Below are 15,988 nucleotides of genomic sequence, written 5' to 3'. Positions count from 1 at the left end.
CGAGGCCCCGGTGGGCGGGCCCTAGTTGCGGCGCTGGGAGCCGGACGTCCGGTAGACGTCAAACACGCCGTCAATGCGCCTCACGGCGTTGAGCACGTGGTGCAGGTACTTCGGATCGCCCATTTCAAACGCAAAGCGGGAGAGCGCCACCCTGTCGCGCGAGGTCTTGACGCTGGCGGCCAGGATGTTGACGTGGCTTTCGGACAGCACCCGGGTGACGTCCGAGAGCAGGCTCTTGCGGTCCAGCGCCTCCACCTGGATCTCCACCAGGAACACCCCGGACTGCGTGGGGGCCCATTCGACGTCGACGAGCTTGCCGGGATCACTGTTCTTCAGGTGCACCAGGTTGGGGCAGTCCTCCCGGTGCACGGACACGCCCGAGCCCTTCGTGACATAGCCGGCGATCGGATCCGGCGGCACGGGCGTGCAGCAACGCGCCAGCTTGACCAGCACGTCGTCCACGCCGTGCACGATCACCCCGGAATCCGAGACCCGCGACCGGGCGTTGGAGACGTGGGTGGCCACGGGCCGGGCGGCGTCCTCAATGTCGTCGTTGACGCCCAGGACGTCAATGAGGCGTTCGACGACGGACTGGGCGGAGGTGTGCCCGTCGCCCACGGCGGCGTACAGCCCGGCGATGTCCACGTACCGGAAATGCTGGGTGACGGCGGTGAGGGCGTCGTGCGTCATCATTTTTTGCAGCGGCAGGTTTTGCTTGCGCATCTGCTTGGTCAGCAGTTCCTTGCCCTTTTCGATGGACTCTTCGCGGCGTTCCTTGCTGAACCACTGCCGGATCTTGTTCCGGGCCCGTGCGCTCTTGACGAAGTTTTGCCAGTCCTGGCTGGGGCCGGCCCCCTCGGCCTTCGAGGTGAAGATCTCCACGGTGTCGCCGTGTTCCAGCTCGCTGTTGAGCGGGACGAGCTTGCCGTTCACGCGGGCACCGATGGTGCGGTGCCCGACCTCGGTGTGCACGGCATAGGCAAAGTCGACGGGCGTGGAGCCGGCGGGCAGCGCGATGACCTGGCCCTTGGGGGTGTAGACAAAGACTTCGCGGGCGTTCATCTCGTAGCGCAGGGAGTCCAGGAACTCCCCCGGGTCCGAGGTCTCCTGCTGCCAGTCAACCAGGGTGCGCAGCCAGTTCATGTCCTCCTGGCCGGAGACGGGGCTCTTGTTCCCGGTCTTGTACTTCCAGTGTGCCGCCACGCCGTATTCGGCGCGCTGGTGCATTTCATGGGTGCGGATCTGGATTTCCACCGGCTTGCCGTCCGGGCCGATCACCGTGGTGTGCAGCGACTGGTACATGTTGAACTTCGGCATGGCAATGTAATCCTTGAACCGGCCGGGCAGCGGGTTCCAGCGGGCATGGATGGTGCCCAGGGCGGCGTAGCAGTCGCGCACCGTGTCGACCAGGACGCGCACGCCCATCAGGTCGTTGATGTCGTCAAAGTCCTTGGCCCGGACCACCATCTTTTGGTACACCGAGTAGTAGTGCTTGGGACGGCCGGTGATCTCCGCCTTGATCTTGGCTCCGCGCAGGTCTTCGCTGATCTGGCGGCGGATGACGGCCAGGTGCCTTTCCCGCTGCGGCGTACGGTCCTGCACCATGCGGACCAGTTCCTCGTACACCTTGGGGTACAGCGCGGCAAACGACAGGTCCTCAAGTTCCCACTTGATGGTGTTCATGCCCAGCCGGTGGGCCAGGGGCGCAAAGATGTCCAGGGTCTCGCGTGCCTTGCGGCCGGAGGACTCGGCGGAGACGAACCGCCAGGTGCGGGCGTTATGCAGCCGGTCGGCGAGCTTGATGACCAGGACGCGGATGTCCTGCGCCATGGCGATGACCATCTTGCGCACGGTCTCCGCCTGCGCCGAGTCGCCGAATTCCACCTTGTCCAGCTTCGTGACCCCGTCCACCAGCTTGGCGATCTCGTCACTGAAGTCGTGCCGCAGTTCATCAAGCGTGTAGGCCGTGTCTTCGACGGTGTCGTGCAGCAGGGCGGCGGCCAGGGTGGGCCCGGTCATGCCAAGCTCCGCCAGGATGGTGGCAACCGCCACCGGGTGGGTGATGTAGGGGTCCCCGCTCTTGCGCTTTTGCCCCTCATGGTATTTCTCGGCCACCGTGAAGGCACGGGTGATCAGGTCGAAGTCTTCCTTGGGGTTGTTGGCCCGGACAATGCGCAGCAAGGGTTCCAGGATCGGCGAGTGGCTTTCCGTATTCCAGCCGGCCAGCCGTGCCAGGCGGGACCGGGTGCGTTCGCGCCGTCCCGGAAAGGTTGGCCGCAGCTCGGCCGCAGCGTGCCCGGTGCGCCCGCCATGCCCGCCTGCGTTGCCGTCGCCGGATCCGTCGGCCACAATTCCATGCGAGGGTGATTGATCGCTCACTACGCACTCCCTCCCTCGTCTGTCCGGCCCCGGTCCGCCTTTGACAGGCCGGCCGGCGCCGTGCGGCATTTACCTAGTGTAATCCCGGCGCGGCCCGCCGCCTGACACGCAGCGAACGGGCCGGGACCGGTGCGTGCTGCACCCGTCCCGGCCCGTTCAGGCTGCCGTCCCGGCAGGCGCTATGCCTCCGCCGTATCGGCGGCGCGCCGGGCCAGGACCTTCTTGGCCTGCTTGGCCAGTTCGGGTTCGTTTTCACGCAGCCAGGCGTACATGGGTGCGGCGACAAAGACCGTCGAGAAGGTGCTGACAATGATGCCGATGAACAAGGCCAGGGACAGGTCGCGCAGCGTGCCGGCACCCAGCAGCAGCGCACCGATGAACAGGATGGATCCCACGGGCAGCACGGCTACCATCATGGTGTTGATGGAGCGCACCAGCGTCTGGTTCACGGCAAGGTTCACCTCCTCGCTGAAGGTCCGCCTTGTCGAGGTCTTGATGTCTGCCGTGTTCTCCCGGATCTTGTCGAAGACCACCACCGTGTCATACAGCGAATAGCTGAGGATGGTCAGGAAGCCGATGATGGCCGACGGCGTCACCTCAAAGTTCGATGCCCCGTAGACGCCGGCGGTGACGATCATGACGACGAGAAGCCCCACGATGGCCGCCAGCGACATCCGCCAGGTGCGGAAATACAGGGCCATCAGGAGGGTGGCCAGCAGCACGAACACGACAAAGCCGATGATCGCCTGCCGTGAGACGTCCTGTCCCCAGGTGGGGCCCACGAAGGTGGAGGCAATCTGTTTGTCGGGCACCCCGTAGGCGCCCATGAGCGCGTTCTTGAGCTTGATGGTCTGGTCGTCGGAGAGGCGGTCCGTCTGGACCTGCATGGTCTTGCCGGCAATGTTTGTCACCACGGCCACCGTTCCGGGGACGCTCTCGGCGGCAGCCTTTTCACCGATGGCCGGGCTGGTGTTGGCCACGTCGGAGATGGTGAACTGCGAGCCGCCGCGGAACTCGATGCCAAAGTTGAAGCCGCCGTTGAGCAGCGGGACCAGGATTGACAGCAGGACCGCCACGGCAGTGATGCTGAACCAGATCTTGCGCTTGCCAACGAACGGGTAGGCCCGCTGGCCGGTGTACAGCTCATTGCCGAATGTGGCGAAACTCTTCATTACTTGCTCTCCTTGGAGTCGTCACTGGACTCGGGCTTTTTGGCCCCGGCACCCCGGCTGCCGACCATTTCCGCTTCCTTGGCGGCCAGCCGCCGTTCGGCGATGGTCTGGCGGCGTTCGGCCTCGCCGGCGGCGCGGGCGTTCTTCCCCTGCGCCCTGGCAAGCGTGTCCTCGGGCGAGCGGAACCTGCCGGCCCCGCGGTACAACGGAACGGCTCCCAGCTGGACGGGGTCCAGGCCGGAGAAGCGGTGGCCGCCTCCGAAGAACTTGGTGCGTGCCAGCAGCAGCAGCGTGGGATGGGTGAACATGAAGACCACAATGAGGTCGGCCACGGCCGTCAGGCCCAGGGTGAAGGCGAAGCCCTTCACGTTGCCGACGGAGACAAAGTACAGCACCACCGAGGCAAGGATGTTCACGGCCTTGGACGCCAGGATGGTGCGTTTGGCACGCATCCAGCCGTTGTCGACGGCGGCCACCAGCCCGCGTCCTTCACGCAGTTCGTCCCTGACCCGTTCAAAGTAGACAATGAAGGAGTCGGCGGTCTGGCCAATGGAAACGATGATGCCGGCCACGCCGGCCAGTGAAAGGCGGTAGTTTTCGCTCCAGCCCAGCAGGATGATGGCCAGGTAGGTCAGGCCGCCGGCGATGACCAGGGACAGGATGGTGACGGTGCCCAGGGCGCGGTACTGGAACAGCGAATAGATCACGACCAGGCCCAGGCCGATGAGGCCTGCCAGCAGGCCCATTTCAAGCTGCTGGAGGCCCAACGTGGCGGAAATCTGTTCGTCGGACTGGATGTCGAAGCTGATCGGCAGGGCGCCGAACTTCAACTGGTCCGCCAGGGTCTTGGCGCTGGCCTCGGTGAAGTTGCCGGTGATCGAGGACTGCCCGTCCGTGATGACGGCCTGGGAGGCAGGGGCGGAAACCACGTTGCCGTCCAGGACAATGGCGAAGCGTGCCTGGGGGTCGTTCGGGTTGGCCAGGTATTTGGCATACAGGCGCTGGGTGACGTTCTTGAACGCTTCGGCGCCCTGCGGCTTGATGAGCGTGAGGGCGACCTGCCACTGGTTGGTGGTTGCCCCCTGCGCGCCGGTCTGCAGGCCATAGGATGCGGTCTGGATCCACTTGCCCGGTATCTCCACCGGACCGAGGATGTATTTGAAACCGGTGTCCGCTTCACAGGCCACCATGGGCTTGGCCGGGTCCGCGGTGGTGTCCGGCTCGCTCAGCGGGGCAACACAGCTGGTGGCTTCATACTTTTTCATGACCGCCGCATCGATCCAGTTCGGGTCGCTGGCGTTGGCGGGCTTGGCCGTGGGCTTGGGCAGCTTGTCCGCGGGCGTGCGCTTGGCAACGGGCACGGCGCCGGCGGGCGCCTCGCTGGAAACAATGACCGGACGGAAGTTCATGTTGGCGGAGGCCTTGATGAGGTTCCGCTGTTCGGTGGTGGGCGTGCCGGGCATCTGGACCACGACGTTGCGGCCGCCCTGGGTGGAGATCTGGGATTCGGACACGCCGGAACCGTCCACACGCTGGCGGATGATGGACACGGCCTGGTTGAGCTGGTCGGCCGAGATGCTGCCGGCCCCTTCAATCTTGGGGGCCAGGATCATCTGGGTGCCGCCCTCAAGGTCCAGGCCAAGCTTGGGGGCCCAGGATGCCGCACCGGAGAGGACTCCGGCCCCCACGGCCATAATGCATACGAGAATAAGCGCCCCCAGCCACAGAAGGGTTCTGCGCGCCGTGGTCGTCGGGCCGGTTCGTGCCATCAAGGGATCCTTCTACTGGTCACGGGTTAATGAACATGGCAAAACTGCCGCAGCGCACATTCCCGCCACAGCAGTGCCAACCCCGAAAATTCCTAGTTGTCTTTGTTGTTTTCTTGGTTCAGGCGGGCCACGGTTTCCTCAACCGTTTCCTGCGAGGTTCCCGGCTTGTCCAGGTTGAGGGTCAGGGAGGAGGCGTCGTCCGGAACGGCGGAGCCGTCCACGGAGGCCTCGACGGGGTCGATGATCTTGGCGACGGTCTGGCTGTGCACATTGAGCACCACGCCGGGGGCGACCTCCAGCTGGATCTTGTTGGCTTCGGTGTCCACGGCCTTGACGTGGCCGAACAGGCCAAAGTTGGTCATGATGTCCACGCCGGGAGCCAGCTTGGACGCCTTCTCCTGGGCTGCCGCCTTGGTCTTGCGTTGTTTGCGGATCATCATGATGATGAGCAGCGCAAACAGGGCAAACAGGACGAGGTTCATCGGGTTGAATCCGCCGGCGGGAGCGGCCTGGCTGGCGGCCAAAATGCTACTGAGGGTCACTGCAAAAGGTCCATTCATAGAAAAACAGGTGGTGCCAGGGACGCAGGGGGCGTGCCGGACGTCATACCAGTCTAGGGGGTAATCCTGAGTATCGGGTGAAGGGCCGGCGCCCGGGCCCCACAATCCCCCCGGCCGGCGGCTGCCGAACCCTGCATCCAGGCCCCGGCACCGCCGTTACGCGTCGGTTTCGCCCTCGTCGAACGGCAGCATGGCGGCGGCCACGGCATTGCCCGGCATCCGCAGGCCCAGATGGTCCCAGGCGGCCGGCATGGCGATGCGCCCGCGCGGGGTCCGGCCCAGCAGGCCTTCGCGCACCAGAAAGGGTTCCGCCACGGTTTCCACGGTTTCGGATTCCTCGCCCACCGCGATGGCCAGGGTGGACAGGCCCACAGGGCCCCCGTTGAACTTGTTGACGAGGGCTTCAAGGACGGCACGGTCCAGGCGGTCAAGCCCGCGGGCGTCCACTTCGTACATGTCCAGGGCGGCGGAGGCCGTACGGGCGTCAATGGTTTCGATGCCGTGCACCAGCGCCCAGTCGCGCACGCGGCGCAGGAGCCGGTTGGCGATGCGGGGCGTGCCGCGGGAGCGCCCGGCGATTTCGGCGAACCCCGCGCTGGTCAGCTTCAGGTCGAGCATGCCCGCGGAGCGCCGGAGCACCAGTTCCAGCTCCTCCACGGAGTAGAACTCGAGGTGGCCCGTGAAACCGAAGCGGTCGCGCAGCGGCCCGGGCAGCAGCCCGGCGCGCGTGGTGGCACCCACCAGGGTGAAGGGCGGCAGTTCCAGCGGGATGGCCGTGGCGCCGGCGCCCTTGCCGACAATGATGTCCACCCGGAAATCTTCCATGGCCATGTACAGCATTTCCTCGGCGGGCCGGGACATGCGGTGGATCTCGTCGAGAAACAGCACCTCCCCGTCGGAGAGCGAGGAGAGGATGGCGGCCAGGTCCCCGGCGTGCTGGATGGCCGGTCCCGAACTGATGCGCAGGGGTGCGTTCATCTCTGCGGCGATGATCATGGCCAGTGTGGTCTTGCCCAGTCCGGGCGGGCCGGACATCAGCACGTGGTCGGCGCTGCGGCCGCGGATCTTGGACGCGGCCAGCACCAGGGCCAGCTGCTTGCGCACCCGTTCCTGCCCCACAAAGTCGTCAAGGTTTTTGGGGCGCAGCGCGGCCTCGAGTTCGCGCTCCTCGGGCTCGGCGGCCGGGGCCACCTCCCGGGATGGCCGGTTCCCGCCGCCGGAGCCGATGTTCATTTGGCCCGGGAGCAGGGCGCCGTCGTCCAGTTCGGCCACGGCCTAGCGCACCCGGCTTGGCTGGCGGGCCCCGCCCTGGCGTGCGGTGTCCTGGCCCAGCCAGCGCAGGGTGGCCCGCAGGATGGCGGGGACGTTTGCGCCTTCGGCAAGTTCCGGTTCCGCCGCCAGCGCCGCATCAATGCTCTTCAACGCATCCTTTTCGTTCCAGCCAAGGCTGGTCATGGCCGCCACGACCTGGTCCTTCCACGCCAGCGGCGCGCCTGGCGTCGGGGCTGCCGCGGCCGGCCCGCTGCCGGTGGGTTTGAGCTTGCCCTTGAGTTCGAGGACGATCCGCCCGGCCACCTTCGGCCCCACCCCGGGGACCTTGGTGAACACGGTGCCGTCGCCGGCGGCCACACCACGGCGGATGCTCTCCGGTTCCAGCACGGCCAGGATGGCCAGGGCCAGGCGCGGACCGATCCCGCTGACGCCCATGAGGATGTCGAAGACCTCGCGCTCCCCGGCATCGGCAAAGCCGTACAGGGTCATGGAGTCCTCACGGACAATCATCGAGGTGGTCAAGGTGCCCTCCTCGCCCACCGTGAGGCTGCCCAGTGTCTTGGGCGTGGCGTGCACCAGCATGCCCACCCCGTTGACGTCGATCACGGCCTGCGCCAGTGAAAGGTGGGCCACGGGTCCGCGGACAAAACTGATCATTGCCTTTGCTCCTTATGAAACGATCCTGGCACCCATTCTATCGAACACAGCTACGAACGGCTAACGCCAGGCCGCACCGGGCTTTTCCTTGTTCTTGGTCAGTTTCGCCTTGGCCTCGGCGTCGCGCCACAACTTTTGGGCCGCCGTCGTGCCCCGGGAGCCTGTGCCGTCCCCGCCAAGGGCGCTGCCGCTGCGCCACGCGTGGGCAATCGCGAGGGCCAGGGCGTCGGCCGCGTCGGCGGGTCGCGGCGGTTCGTCCAGCCGCAGGATCCGGGTCACCATGGCGGTGACGGAGGCCTTGTCGGCGCGCCCGCTGCCGGTCACCGCGGCCTTGACCTCTGACGGCGTGTGCATGGCCACCGGGATGTTGCGGCGGGCGGCGGCCACCATGACCACGCCGGACACCTGTGCCACGCCCATCACCGTGCTGAGGTTGGTCTGGGCGAAGACCCGTTCAATGGCCAGCACCTCGGGCTTAAAAACGTCCAGCCACCGGTCGATCGCATTCGCGATGACGAGCAGCCGGGCATCGAGCGGCAATTCGTGGGAGCTGCCCACCACACCGACCCCCGCGAGGGTGGCGGTGCGGTTCGGGGCAACGTCCACCACGCCCAGACCGCAGCGGGTCAGGCCGGGGTCGACGCCCAGGACGCGCAGGTCCTAGTCCTCTTCGAGCGCGGCGAGGACTTCCTCGCTCATGTCCGCGTTGGAGTAGATGTTCTGGACGTCGTCCAGGTCCTCGAGCGCGTCGTAGAGCTTCATGAACTTCCGGGCGTGTTCGACGTCCAGTTCCACCTGCATGGACGGGACAAAGCCGGCCTCATCGGTTTCGTATTCAATGCCGGCATCCGTCAGGGCCGCGCGGATCGCGGGCAGGTCCGCGGTGTCGGAGATGATCTCAAAGTTCTCGCCCTCGTCCTTGACCTCCTCGGCGCCGGCGTCGAGGACCGCCATGAGGAGGTCGTCCTCGGTGAGCCCGTTCTTGGGCAGGCCCACGATTCCCTTGCGGGTGAACATGTACGCCACGGAGCCGGGGTCGCCCATGTTGCCGCCGTTGCGGCCCACGGCGAGGCGCACCTCGGAGGCGGCACGGTTCTTGTTGTCGGTGAGGCACTCGATCAGCAGCGCGGTGCCCTGGGGGCCGTAGCCTTCGTACATGATGGTCTGGTAGTCGACGGCTTCGCCGAGCAGGCCCGCGCCGCGCTTGATGGCGCGGTCAATGTTGTCGTTGGGCACCGAGGTCTTCTTGGCCTTGGACACGGCGAGTTCCAGGGCCGGGTTGCCGGCGAGATCGGCCCCGCCCATGCGGGAGGCAACCTCGATGTTTTTGATCAGTTTCGCGAACGACTTGGCACGGCGGCTGTCAATGATGGCTTTTTTGTGCTTGGTGGTCGCCCATTTGGAGTGGCCTGACATGGTTACGCTTCTCCTCTGATCATTCGAATAAAAAGTTCGTGGATGCGGCGCTCGCCCGTCACTTCCGGATGGAAGGAGGTGGCAAGCAAGTGCTGCGACCGCACGGCGACGGCACGTTCAACGGAACCAATTCTACCGTTTTGCGGTGCCGGGTGCGCCTCGGCCGGGATTTCCACACTGGCAAGGACCTCCACGGAGGCGCCCACGCGCTCCACCCACGGGGCTCGGATGAACACGGCGTGGACCGGCTTGGCCGCCCGGCCGCCGGCTTGCCCACAGGGCTCCAGCCGGGAAAAGTCCAGCTCGGTCTCGAAGGAATCGACCTGCCGGCCGAACGCGTTGCGGCGTACCGTGATGTCCAGCCCGCCGAGGGTCTGCTGCGCGTTGCCGGCCAGGTCGGTGGCGGGGTCGGCGATTTCGTCGGCCAGCAGGATCATGCCGGCGCAGCTGCCGTACACGGGCAGGCCGGACTGGATGCGCTCGCGCAGCGGCCCGCGCAGCCCAAAAATCCGCGTCAGCTTGTCGATGGTGGTGGATTCCCCGCCGGGAAGCACCAGGCCGTCGACGGCGGCCAGCTCGGCGGGGCGGCGCACGGCCGACACGCGCGCACCGCAGGCCTCCAGGGCCCGGGCGTGTTCACGCACGTCGCCCTGCAGGGCGAGGATGCCCACGAAAGGGCGGGAGCCGCCGTCGTACGGGGAAGAATCAGGGATGGGAACAGTCACTTTTCCATCATAGATGGGCGCAATGTCACTTGTTTGCACGCCTCCCGCACCGGGGCCTGGCAGGCCCCCGGGCGCCAAGCAAGTAGCATTGGGCGAGGACTGACGTACTAAAGATGAGGTAATGCAGTATGTGCGGAATCGCCGGATACTACGGTTATGGGGAAGACGAAACCCTCCTGGGGGCAATGAACGCGTGCATGGTGCACCGCGGGCCCGACGGGGAAGGCCTCTACACACATGGCAACGTAGGACTCGCCCACCGGCGCCTCTCGATCATCGATGTGGCCCACGGCCAGGAGCCCATGTACAGCGCCGACGGGGAAACCGTCCTGGTGTACAACGGCGAGGTGTACAACTACCTGGACCTGCGCGCCGAGCTGGAGTCCCTGGGCCGCGACTTCGCCACCCAGTCGGACACCGAAGTGGTGCTGCAGTCCTACCAGGAGTGGGGCGACGCCGCCTTTGACAAGTTCAACGGCATGTTCGGCCTGGCCATCCACGACCGCAAAAACAACCGCCTGGTGCTGGCCCGCGACCACTTCGGCATCAAGCCGCTGTACTACGCCACGGCCGGCACGCCCGAGGCGCCCACGCTGCTGTTCGGCTCGGAGATCAAGCCGCTGCTGGCCGCCGGGAAGCTGGAGCAGGAAGTCAATGAGCGGATCCTTTTCCGCTACCTGCAATTCCGCATCCACGACGAGGAGGCCGAGACGTTCTTCGCCGGCATCCACAAGCTCATGCCGGGCGAAAAACTGGTCCTGGACACGGTGGACACGGAAGCCGGTCCCGCGGGGACCATCACCATCAGTCCGTACACGCGACTGAAGGAGGAACTGGCCGAGCTGGCCAAGATCGAAACCCCCTACTCGCAGGCCGTCATCGACGAATACCGCGACCGGTTCACGGAGGGCGTGCGCCTGCGCCTGCAGTCCGAAGTCCCCGTCGGCACGGCCCTGTCCGGCGGGCTGGACTCCTCCGCCGTCGTGGCCACCATCAACAAGCTCATGCAGGACAAGGCAGCTGCCACGGACTCGCTGGGCGCCACGCAGCAGACCTTCTCCGCCGTCTTCCCCAACTCGCTCAACGACGAGGAAAAGTACGCCGACGCCGTGCTGGCGCGCTGCGCAGGCAACGTCACCAGCCACAAGATCCGTCCGCAGGCCGCCGAGTTTGTGGCTGACCTGGAGGACTTTGTGCGCACCATGGAGGAGCCCATCATCTCCTCCGGCCCGTACGCCCAGTACCAGGTGATGCGCGAGGCGTCCAAGCACGTGACCGTCCTGCTCGACGGCCAGGGCGCCGACGAGATGATGGCCGGCTACATCCCCTACTACTTTGCCTACCTGCGCCAGCTGAAGAAGAACGGCCAGACCGCCAAGCTCGCCAAGGAACTGGCCTCCAGCGCGGACATCCTGTTCCGCCTGGCCCGTTTCCGCATCCAGGGCGCCCTGACGTTCAAGAAGGCCACGGGCATCACCCCGCTGCTGAACAAGAAATTCACGTCAAAGTGGAAGTCCGAGACCTTCTCCAACATCCCGGACAACCTCAAGCTGCGCCTCATCGACGACCTGTTCCACAAGTCCCTGCCGGCCGTGCTGCGCTACGAGGACAAGAACACCATGCGCTTCTCCCTGGAGGGCCGTGTGCCGTTCCTGGACAAGGAAGTGGTGAAGTTCCTGTTCAGCCTGGACGATGAATCCATCATCAAGGGCGGCTGGAACAAGCGGATCCTGCGCGACGCCACGCGCGGGCTGCTGCCGGAGATGATCAGCAACCGCCGCAACAAGATCGGCTTCACCACGCCGGAGGCCGAGTGGTTCTCGTTGATGAAGGAAAAAATCTACGAGATCTTCCTCTCCTCCTCCTTCGGCGCCCGCCCGTACTGGAACCAGGACGCCGTCATCTACGCCTTCGAGGAGTACCTCAGCGGCAAGTCCGCCGGCTCCACCATGGTGTTCTGGCGCCTGATCAACACCGAGCTTTGGCTGCGCGAGTTCTTTGACGTGCCCGAGGCCAAGGCCGGGATCGAGGGCAAGAGCGACTACATCCCCAACGCAGACAAGCAGCTGGACATCACCGTCCCCAACGGCGCCGGCACGTTCCGCCGCTACCCGCTGCGCACCGAGGTCTTTTACAAGGAAACCGACTTCGACCCGACCGTCATGCAGTACGTCAAGCGCTTCTTTGACGGCCTGCCCGCCGCCGGCGGCGACCACGGCACGGCGACGGCGGACACCCCCTGGTACCTGTTCGTCTCGGAAAAGATCGTGGCCATGACCCAGGGCCGCTCCATCCCGGTCTGGGACATCAAGGTCTCCGGCGCGGCGCGGATCTTCAGCAAATTCGTCACCCGCAACCCGGGCGGGATCGGCCTGGCCAGCCCCTGGTCCATGCAGCTGGCCATCGACGAGGTGGGCCTGCCCCGCATCATGTACGCCTCCGCCCGCTCCGTGATCGGCAAGCTGCAGGGCAAGTCCGGCGTGTTCTACGAGGTGGTGGGCCACAACATCAACGCCATCGACGGCGCCGCCGGCTACCAGGTGGGCACCTCCACCCATTCGGTGAAGTACGCGCCGCTGGACCCCGACGGCGTGGCGGCCCGCCTCAGCGCCCTAGTCCGGGCCACGGTGCCCGCCGAATACGCCGCAAACTTTGCCGGCACGGCGGTCATGGACGCCAATGACCTCGGCGTCGTGGCCCTGGGCCACGACACGCAGCTGGAGAAGGACGTGCTGCAGGACATCTTCCGTGACAACCCGCAGGGCCAGACCACGGAAACCACGCCGATGTCCCTGGTGTTCCAGCAGCAGGGCGTGCCCGCCCAAAAGTAGCGGCACCACGGCACGGCACAACCGGCGGACGACGGCGAAACGTACCTTTCGCCGTCGTCCGCCGGTTAAACGTGAAAGAGTGGCGAACATGACTGAGGAATTTTCCGGCAACCCCTTCCGGGCCGCCAGCACGCTGCCGTACCAGCTGCCCGATTTCGCGGCCATCGCCGACAGCGACTACCTGCCGGCCTTTGAGGCCGGGTTTGCCCGGCAGCTGGCGGAGATCGAGGCGATCACGGCGAACCCGGAGCCGGCGTCGTTTGGGAACACCGTGGCGGCCATGGAACGCAGCGGGGCCGTGCTGGGCCGCGTATCCAACGTTTTCTTCAACATCGCCTCTTCCTGCGGCACGCCGGCCATCCAGGAGATCGAGCAGCAGATTGCCCCGCGCCTGGCCGCGCACACGGACGCGGTGCTGCTCAACGCCGACCTCTACCGGCGGTTCCTGGACGTGCCCACGGACGCCCTGGACGCCGAGTCCGTGCGGCTGGTGGACGAATACCGGAAGTCGTTCACCCGGGCAGGGGTGGGGCTTGACGCACCCGGGCAGGCGCGGCTGCGCGGGCTCAACGGCAGGCTGTCCTCGCTCAGCACCGAATTTTCCCAAGGGGTCATGCAGGCCGGCAACGACGCCGCCCTCCTGGTCGAGGACGCAGCGGAGCTTGACGGGCTCACCTCCGATGACCTGGCCACGGCGGCCGCCGCGGCCCGTGCCGCCGGGCACGGCTCCGGCTACCTGCTGACTCTGGTCCTGCCCACTGCCCAGCCGGCACTGGAGGTGCTCACGAACAGGGAAACGCGGCGCCGGCTGCACCTGGCCTCCGTGGGGCGCGGCGGTGCCGGCTCCACGGTCCCCGGCCTCGCCGCCACCATCGCCGCGCTGCGGGCCGAGCGCGCTGCGCTTTTGGGATTTGCCAGCGAGGCCGAACGGGCCATCGAGCCGCAGACCGCGCCGTCGGTGGGGGCCGTCCACGCCATGCTCATTCCCCTCACCGCCGCCGCCGTGCGGAATGCACGGGCCGAGGAGGCGAAGCTGGCGGCGGCGGCCGGGCACCAGATCGAGGCCTGGGACTGGGCGTTTTATGCCGCGCAGGTGCGCCGGGACGAATACGGCGTGGATCTGGCTGCCCTGCGCCCCTGGTTCGAGCTCGAATCCGTCCTGCACAACGGCGTGTTTTACGCAGCCTCCGCCCTGTACGGGCTGTCCTTCACCGAGCGCCACGACCTGGCCGGGTACCACCCGGACGTGCGTGTCTGGGAGGTGTTCAACGCGGACGGCTCCGCACTGGGCCTGTTCCTGGGCGACTGGTTCACGCGCGGGACGAAGCGCGGCGGGGCGTGGATGAACTCCTTCGTGGAGCAGTCGGCGCTCGAGGGGACGCACGCCGTCGTGGTCAACAACCTCAACATCCCGAAGCCGCCGGAGGGTGAGCCGGCGCTGTTGACGTACGACGAGGTCGTGACGTGCTTCCACGAGTTCGGCCATGCGCTGCACGGCCTCTTCTCCAACGTCGGCTGGCCACGGTTCTCCGGGACCAACGTGCCCCGGGACTTCGTGGAGTACCCGTCCCAGGTCAACGAGATGTGGATCCTGTGGCCCGAGGTGCTGGCCAACTACGCCCGGCACCACCGCAGCGGTGAGCCGCTGCCGGAGGGCACGGCGGGGAAACTGCAGGCCGCCGCCCTGTGGGGCCAGGGCTTCGCCACGACCGAATACCTGGCAGCTGCGCTGCTGGACCTCGCCTGGCACGAACTGCCCGCCGGTGCCCCGGTGGAGGACCCGCTGGCGTTCGAGGCCGCGGCCCTGGCGGCTGCCGGCGTGGACCTGCCCGCCGTGCCGCCGCGCTACCGCACCGGCTACTTCAACCACATCTTCGCCGGCGGTTATGCGGCCGGGTACTACTCCTACCTTTGGAGCGAGGTGCTCGACGCCGACACGGAAGCCTGGTTCAAGGCCAACGGCGGACTGGCCAGGGCCAATGGGGACCATTTTCGCGAGACGCTGCTGGGCCGCGGCTTCTCGGTGGACCCCCTGGCGGCCTTCAGAGAATTTGCCGGGCGCGACGCGGACACGGCGCCGCTGCTTGCCCGGCGGGGGCTGGCGTAGGCCATGGTGACGCTCGCAGACTGTGAACGCACGCAGCACGCCTGGTTCCGGGCCCAGGCCGCCGCGACGGGCGGGCGCGCCTTTGGCACACACCGCATGGACTGGGTGTGGCTGCCCGAAACCCGGGAAATGCTGTGCCTGTTCCCCACCGAAATCACCGAAGCCGGCCTGCTGCCCGCCCTGGCCGAAGCCGAACGCCGCGGTGCCGCCGTGGTGGGCGTGTGGCTGAACGCCGCCGTGAAGCCCGGCGAGCTGGAGCGGCGGCGTTTTGGGCGCGGCTGGCAGCCGTGGTGGATGACGGTGCCGCTGGACCCGGAAAGGCAGGCGGCCGGCGGTGACGCCCCCGACGGGCGGGTGCGCCTCGATGCACCGGCTGAGGGCGTCTGTGCCCTCGACCCGCCGCAGGCCTGGCGGGCCACCGCGCACGTCGGGGACGAATGGGCCGGGCAGTCCTATGTTTTTGTGCCACCGGAACAGGGCGGCAAGCACCTGGCTGGCATCTTCGACATGTACGTGGCGCCGGAGCACCGCCGCACCGGGCTGGGCACCGCCCTGCTCGACCGCCTCTCGCAGGCCGCGGCCGACGCCGGTGCGGAGCACCTGCTGCTCAACGCCACCCCGGAGGGGCTCGAACTGTACCGGAACCGCGGCTTCCAGCTCATCGGCAAGGGCCGCACATGGTGGTACCACCTGCCGGCCTGAAGACGCTCCCGCACAACCGGGGCACTCTTGACCAACGCTCCCGCACAACCGGGGCACTACGGGCAAACGCTCCCGCGCGACCGGGACAAAGAAAGCGGCATTCCCGCAGCTCGCGTAAAGGCGAGGCGGGAATGCCGCTTCTGCGGTGTTGTGTTACCAGCCGCGCTCGGCGAGGCGGTGCGGCTCGGGGATGTCGGCGACGTTGATGCCGACCATCGCCTCGCCCAGGCCACGGGAGACGTCCGCGATGACCTTGGGGTCATCGTAGAACGTGGTGGCCTTCACGACGGCGGCCGCGCGCTGGGCGGGGTTGCCGGACTTGAAGATGCCGGAGCCGACGAAGACGCCGTCGGCACCAAGCTGCATCATCATGGCGGCGTCGGCCGGGGTGGCGATGC

At 66.9% G+C, this 15,988-nt stretch carries 12 protein-coding genes and 1 pseudogene; 3 read left to right on the top strand and 10 right to left on the bottom strand.

The features are described from left to right. Positions 1 to 21: 21 nt before the first annotated feature. The 9 genes from MMF96_RS09910 to pdxT all read right to left on the bottom strand — a co-directional run bounded on the left by MMF96_RS09910 (position 22) and on the right by pdxT (position 9,950). Complete coding sequence (locus MMF96_RS09910; protein ID WP_256127742.1) at positions 22 to 2,280, bottom strand: bifunctional (p)ppGpp synthetase/guanosine-3',5'-bis(diphosphate) 3'-pyrophosphohydrolase; 2,259 nt, start codon at positions 2,278 to 2,280, stop codon at positions 22 to 24. 278 nt (positions 2,281 to 2,558) lie between these two features. Then, positions 2,559 to 3,551, bottom strand: a complete 993-nt coding sequence (gene secF / locus MMF96_RS09905) for a protein translocase subunit SecF (protein WP_176615863.1) — start codon at positions 3,549 to 3,551, stop codon at positions 2,559 to 2,561. Continuing rightward, positions 3,551 to 5,320, bottom strand: coding sequence for a protein translocase subunit SecD (gene secD / locus MMF96_RS09900; RefSeq protein WP_256883446.1), 1,770 nt, complete (start codon positions 5,318 to 5,320; stop codon positions 3,551 to 3,553). The genes secF and secD overlap by 1 nt, the downstream gene beginning before the upstream one ends. 92 nt (positions 5,321 to 5,412) lie before the next feature. Further along, a complete protein-coding gene (gene yajC, locus MMF96_RS09895; protein ID WP_256883445.1) occupies positions 5,413 to 5,862 on the bottom strand; it encodes a preprotein translocase subunit YajC in 450 nt (149 codons plus the stop codon). A 174-nt stretch (positions 5,863 to 6,036) separates the two neighbouring features. Beyond that, positions 6,037 to 7,113, bottom strand: a complete 1,077-nt coding sequence (ruvB, locus tag MMF96_RS09890) for a Holliday junction branch migration DNA helicase RuvB (protein WP_176615993.1) — start codon at positions 7,111 to 7,113, stop codon at positions 6,037 to 6,039. Positions 7,114 to 7,155: 42 nt separating this feature from the next. Further along, on the bottom strand, positions 7,156 to 7,809 hold the full coding sequence (gene ruvA, locus MMF96_RS09885; RefSeq protein ID WP_256883444.1) for a Holliday junction branch migration protein RuvA: 654 nt from the start codon (positions 7,807 to 7,809) through the stop codon (positions 7,156 to 7,158). A gap of 60 nt (positions 7,810 to 7,869) precedes the next feature. Further along, complete coding sequence (gene ruvC / locus MMF96_RS09880; protein WP_256883490.1) at positions 7,870 to 8,466, bottom strand: crossover junction endodeoxyribonuclease RuvC; 597 nt, start codon at positions 8,464 to 8,466, stop codon at positions 7,870 to 7,872. Between the two features lie 3 nt (positions 8,467 to 8,469). Further along, positions 8,470 to 9,225, bottom strand: coding sequence for a YebC/PmpR family DNA-binding transcriptional regulator (locus MMF96_RS09875; protein ID WP_176615859.1), 756 nt, complete (start codon positions 9,223 to 9,225; stop codon positions 8,470 to 8,472). 2 nt (positions 9,226 to 9,227) lie between these two features. Beyond that, complete coding sequence (gene pdxT / locus MMF96_RS09870) at positions 9,228 to 9,950, bottom strand: pyridoxal 5'-phosphate synthase glutaminase subunit PdxT (protein ID WP_375141423.1); 723 nt, start codon at positions 9,948 to 9,950, stop codon at positions 9,228 to 9,230. 128 nt (positions 9,951 to 10,078) lie between these two features. Between pdxT and asnB the strand changes: the two genes are divergently transcribed. The 3 genes from asnB to MMF96_RS09855 all read left to right on the top strand — a co-directional run bounded on the left by asnB (position 10,079) and on the right by MMF96_RS09855 (position 15,590). Continuing rightward, the gene (gene asnB, locus MMF96_RS09865) at positions 10,079 to 12,781 is read left to right on the top strand and encodes an asparagine synthase (glutamine-hydrolyzing) (RefSeq protein ID WP_176615857.1); all 2,703 of its coding nucleotides are present in this window, start codon (positions 10,079 to 10,081) and stop codon (positions 12,779 to 12,781) included. Between the two features lie 88 nt (positions 12,782 to 12,869). Further along, the gene (locus tag MMF96_RS09860) at positions 12,870 to 14,888 is read left to right on the top strand and encodes a M3 family metallopeptidase (protein ID WP_256883443.1); all 2,019 of its coding nucleotides are present in this window, start codon (positions 12,870 to 12,872) and stop codon (positions 14,886 to 14,888) included. 3 nt (positions 14,889 to 14,891) lie between these two features. After that, positions 14,892 to 15,590, top strand: a complete 699-nt coding sequence (locus MMF96_RS09855; RefSeq protein ID WP_176615855.1) for a GNAT family N-acetyltransferase — start codon at positions 14,892 to 14,894, stop codon at positions 15,588 to 15,590. A 153-nt stretch (positions 15,591 to 15,743) separates the two neighbouring features. On the opposite strand, the pseudogene MMF96_RS09850 reads toward MMF96_RS09855, so the two are convergent. Further along, positions 15,744 to 15,988, bottom strand: a pseudogene (locus MMF96_RS09850) (pyridoxal 5'-phosphate synthase lyase subunit PdxS); the annotation flags it as partial.

Source organism: Arthrobacter sp. STN4 (assembly GCF_024539665.1).
In the GTDB taxonomy this organism is placed as follows: domain Bacteria; phylum Actinomycetota; class Actinomycetes; order Actinomycetales; family Micrococcaceae; genus Specibacter.
The sequence above is the reverse complement of the archived record's forward strand: the minus strand, read 5'-3'. Positions and strand labels throughout refer to the sequence as shown.

Coding starts and splice junctions, on each gene's coding strand:
- secF (WP_176615863.1), bottom strand. CDS start 3,551: ATGAAGAGTTTCGCCACATTCGGCAATGAGCTGTACACCGGCCAGCGG.
- secD (WP_256883446.1), bottom strand. CDS start 5,320: ATGGCACGAACCGGCCCGACGACCACGGCGCGCAGAACCCTTCTGTGG.
- ruvB (WP_176615993.1), bottom strand. CDS start 7,113: ATGAACATCGGCTCCGGCGGCGGGAACCGGCCATCCCGGGAGGTGGCC.
- ruvA (WP_256883444.1), bottom strand. CDS start 7,809: ATGATCAGTTTTGTCCGCGGACCCGTGGCCCACCTTTCACTGGCGCAG.
- MMF96_RS09875 (WP_176615859.1), bottom strand. CDS start 9,225: ATGTCAGGCCACTCCAAATGGGCGACCACCAAGCACAAAAAAGCCATC.
- asnB (WP_176615857.1), top strand. CDS start 10,079: ATGTGCGGAATCGCCGGATACTACGGTTATGGGGAAGACGAAACCCTC.
- MMF96_RS09860 (WP_256883443.1), top strand. CDS start 12,870: ATGACTGAGGAATTTTCCGGCAACCCCTTCCGGGCCGCCAGCACGCTG.
- MMF96_RS09855 (WP_176615855.1), top strand. CDS start 14,892: ATGGTGACGCTCGCAGACTGTGAACGCACGCAGCACGCCTGGTTCCGG.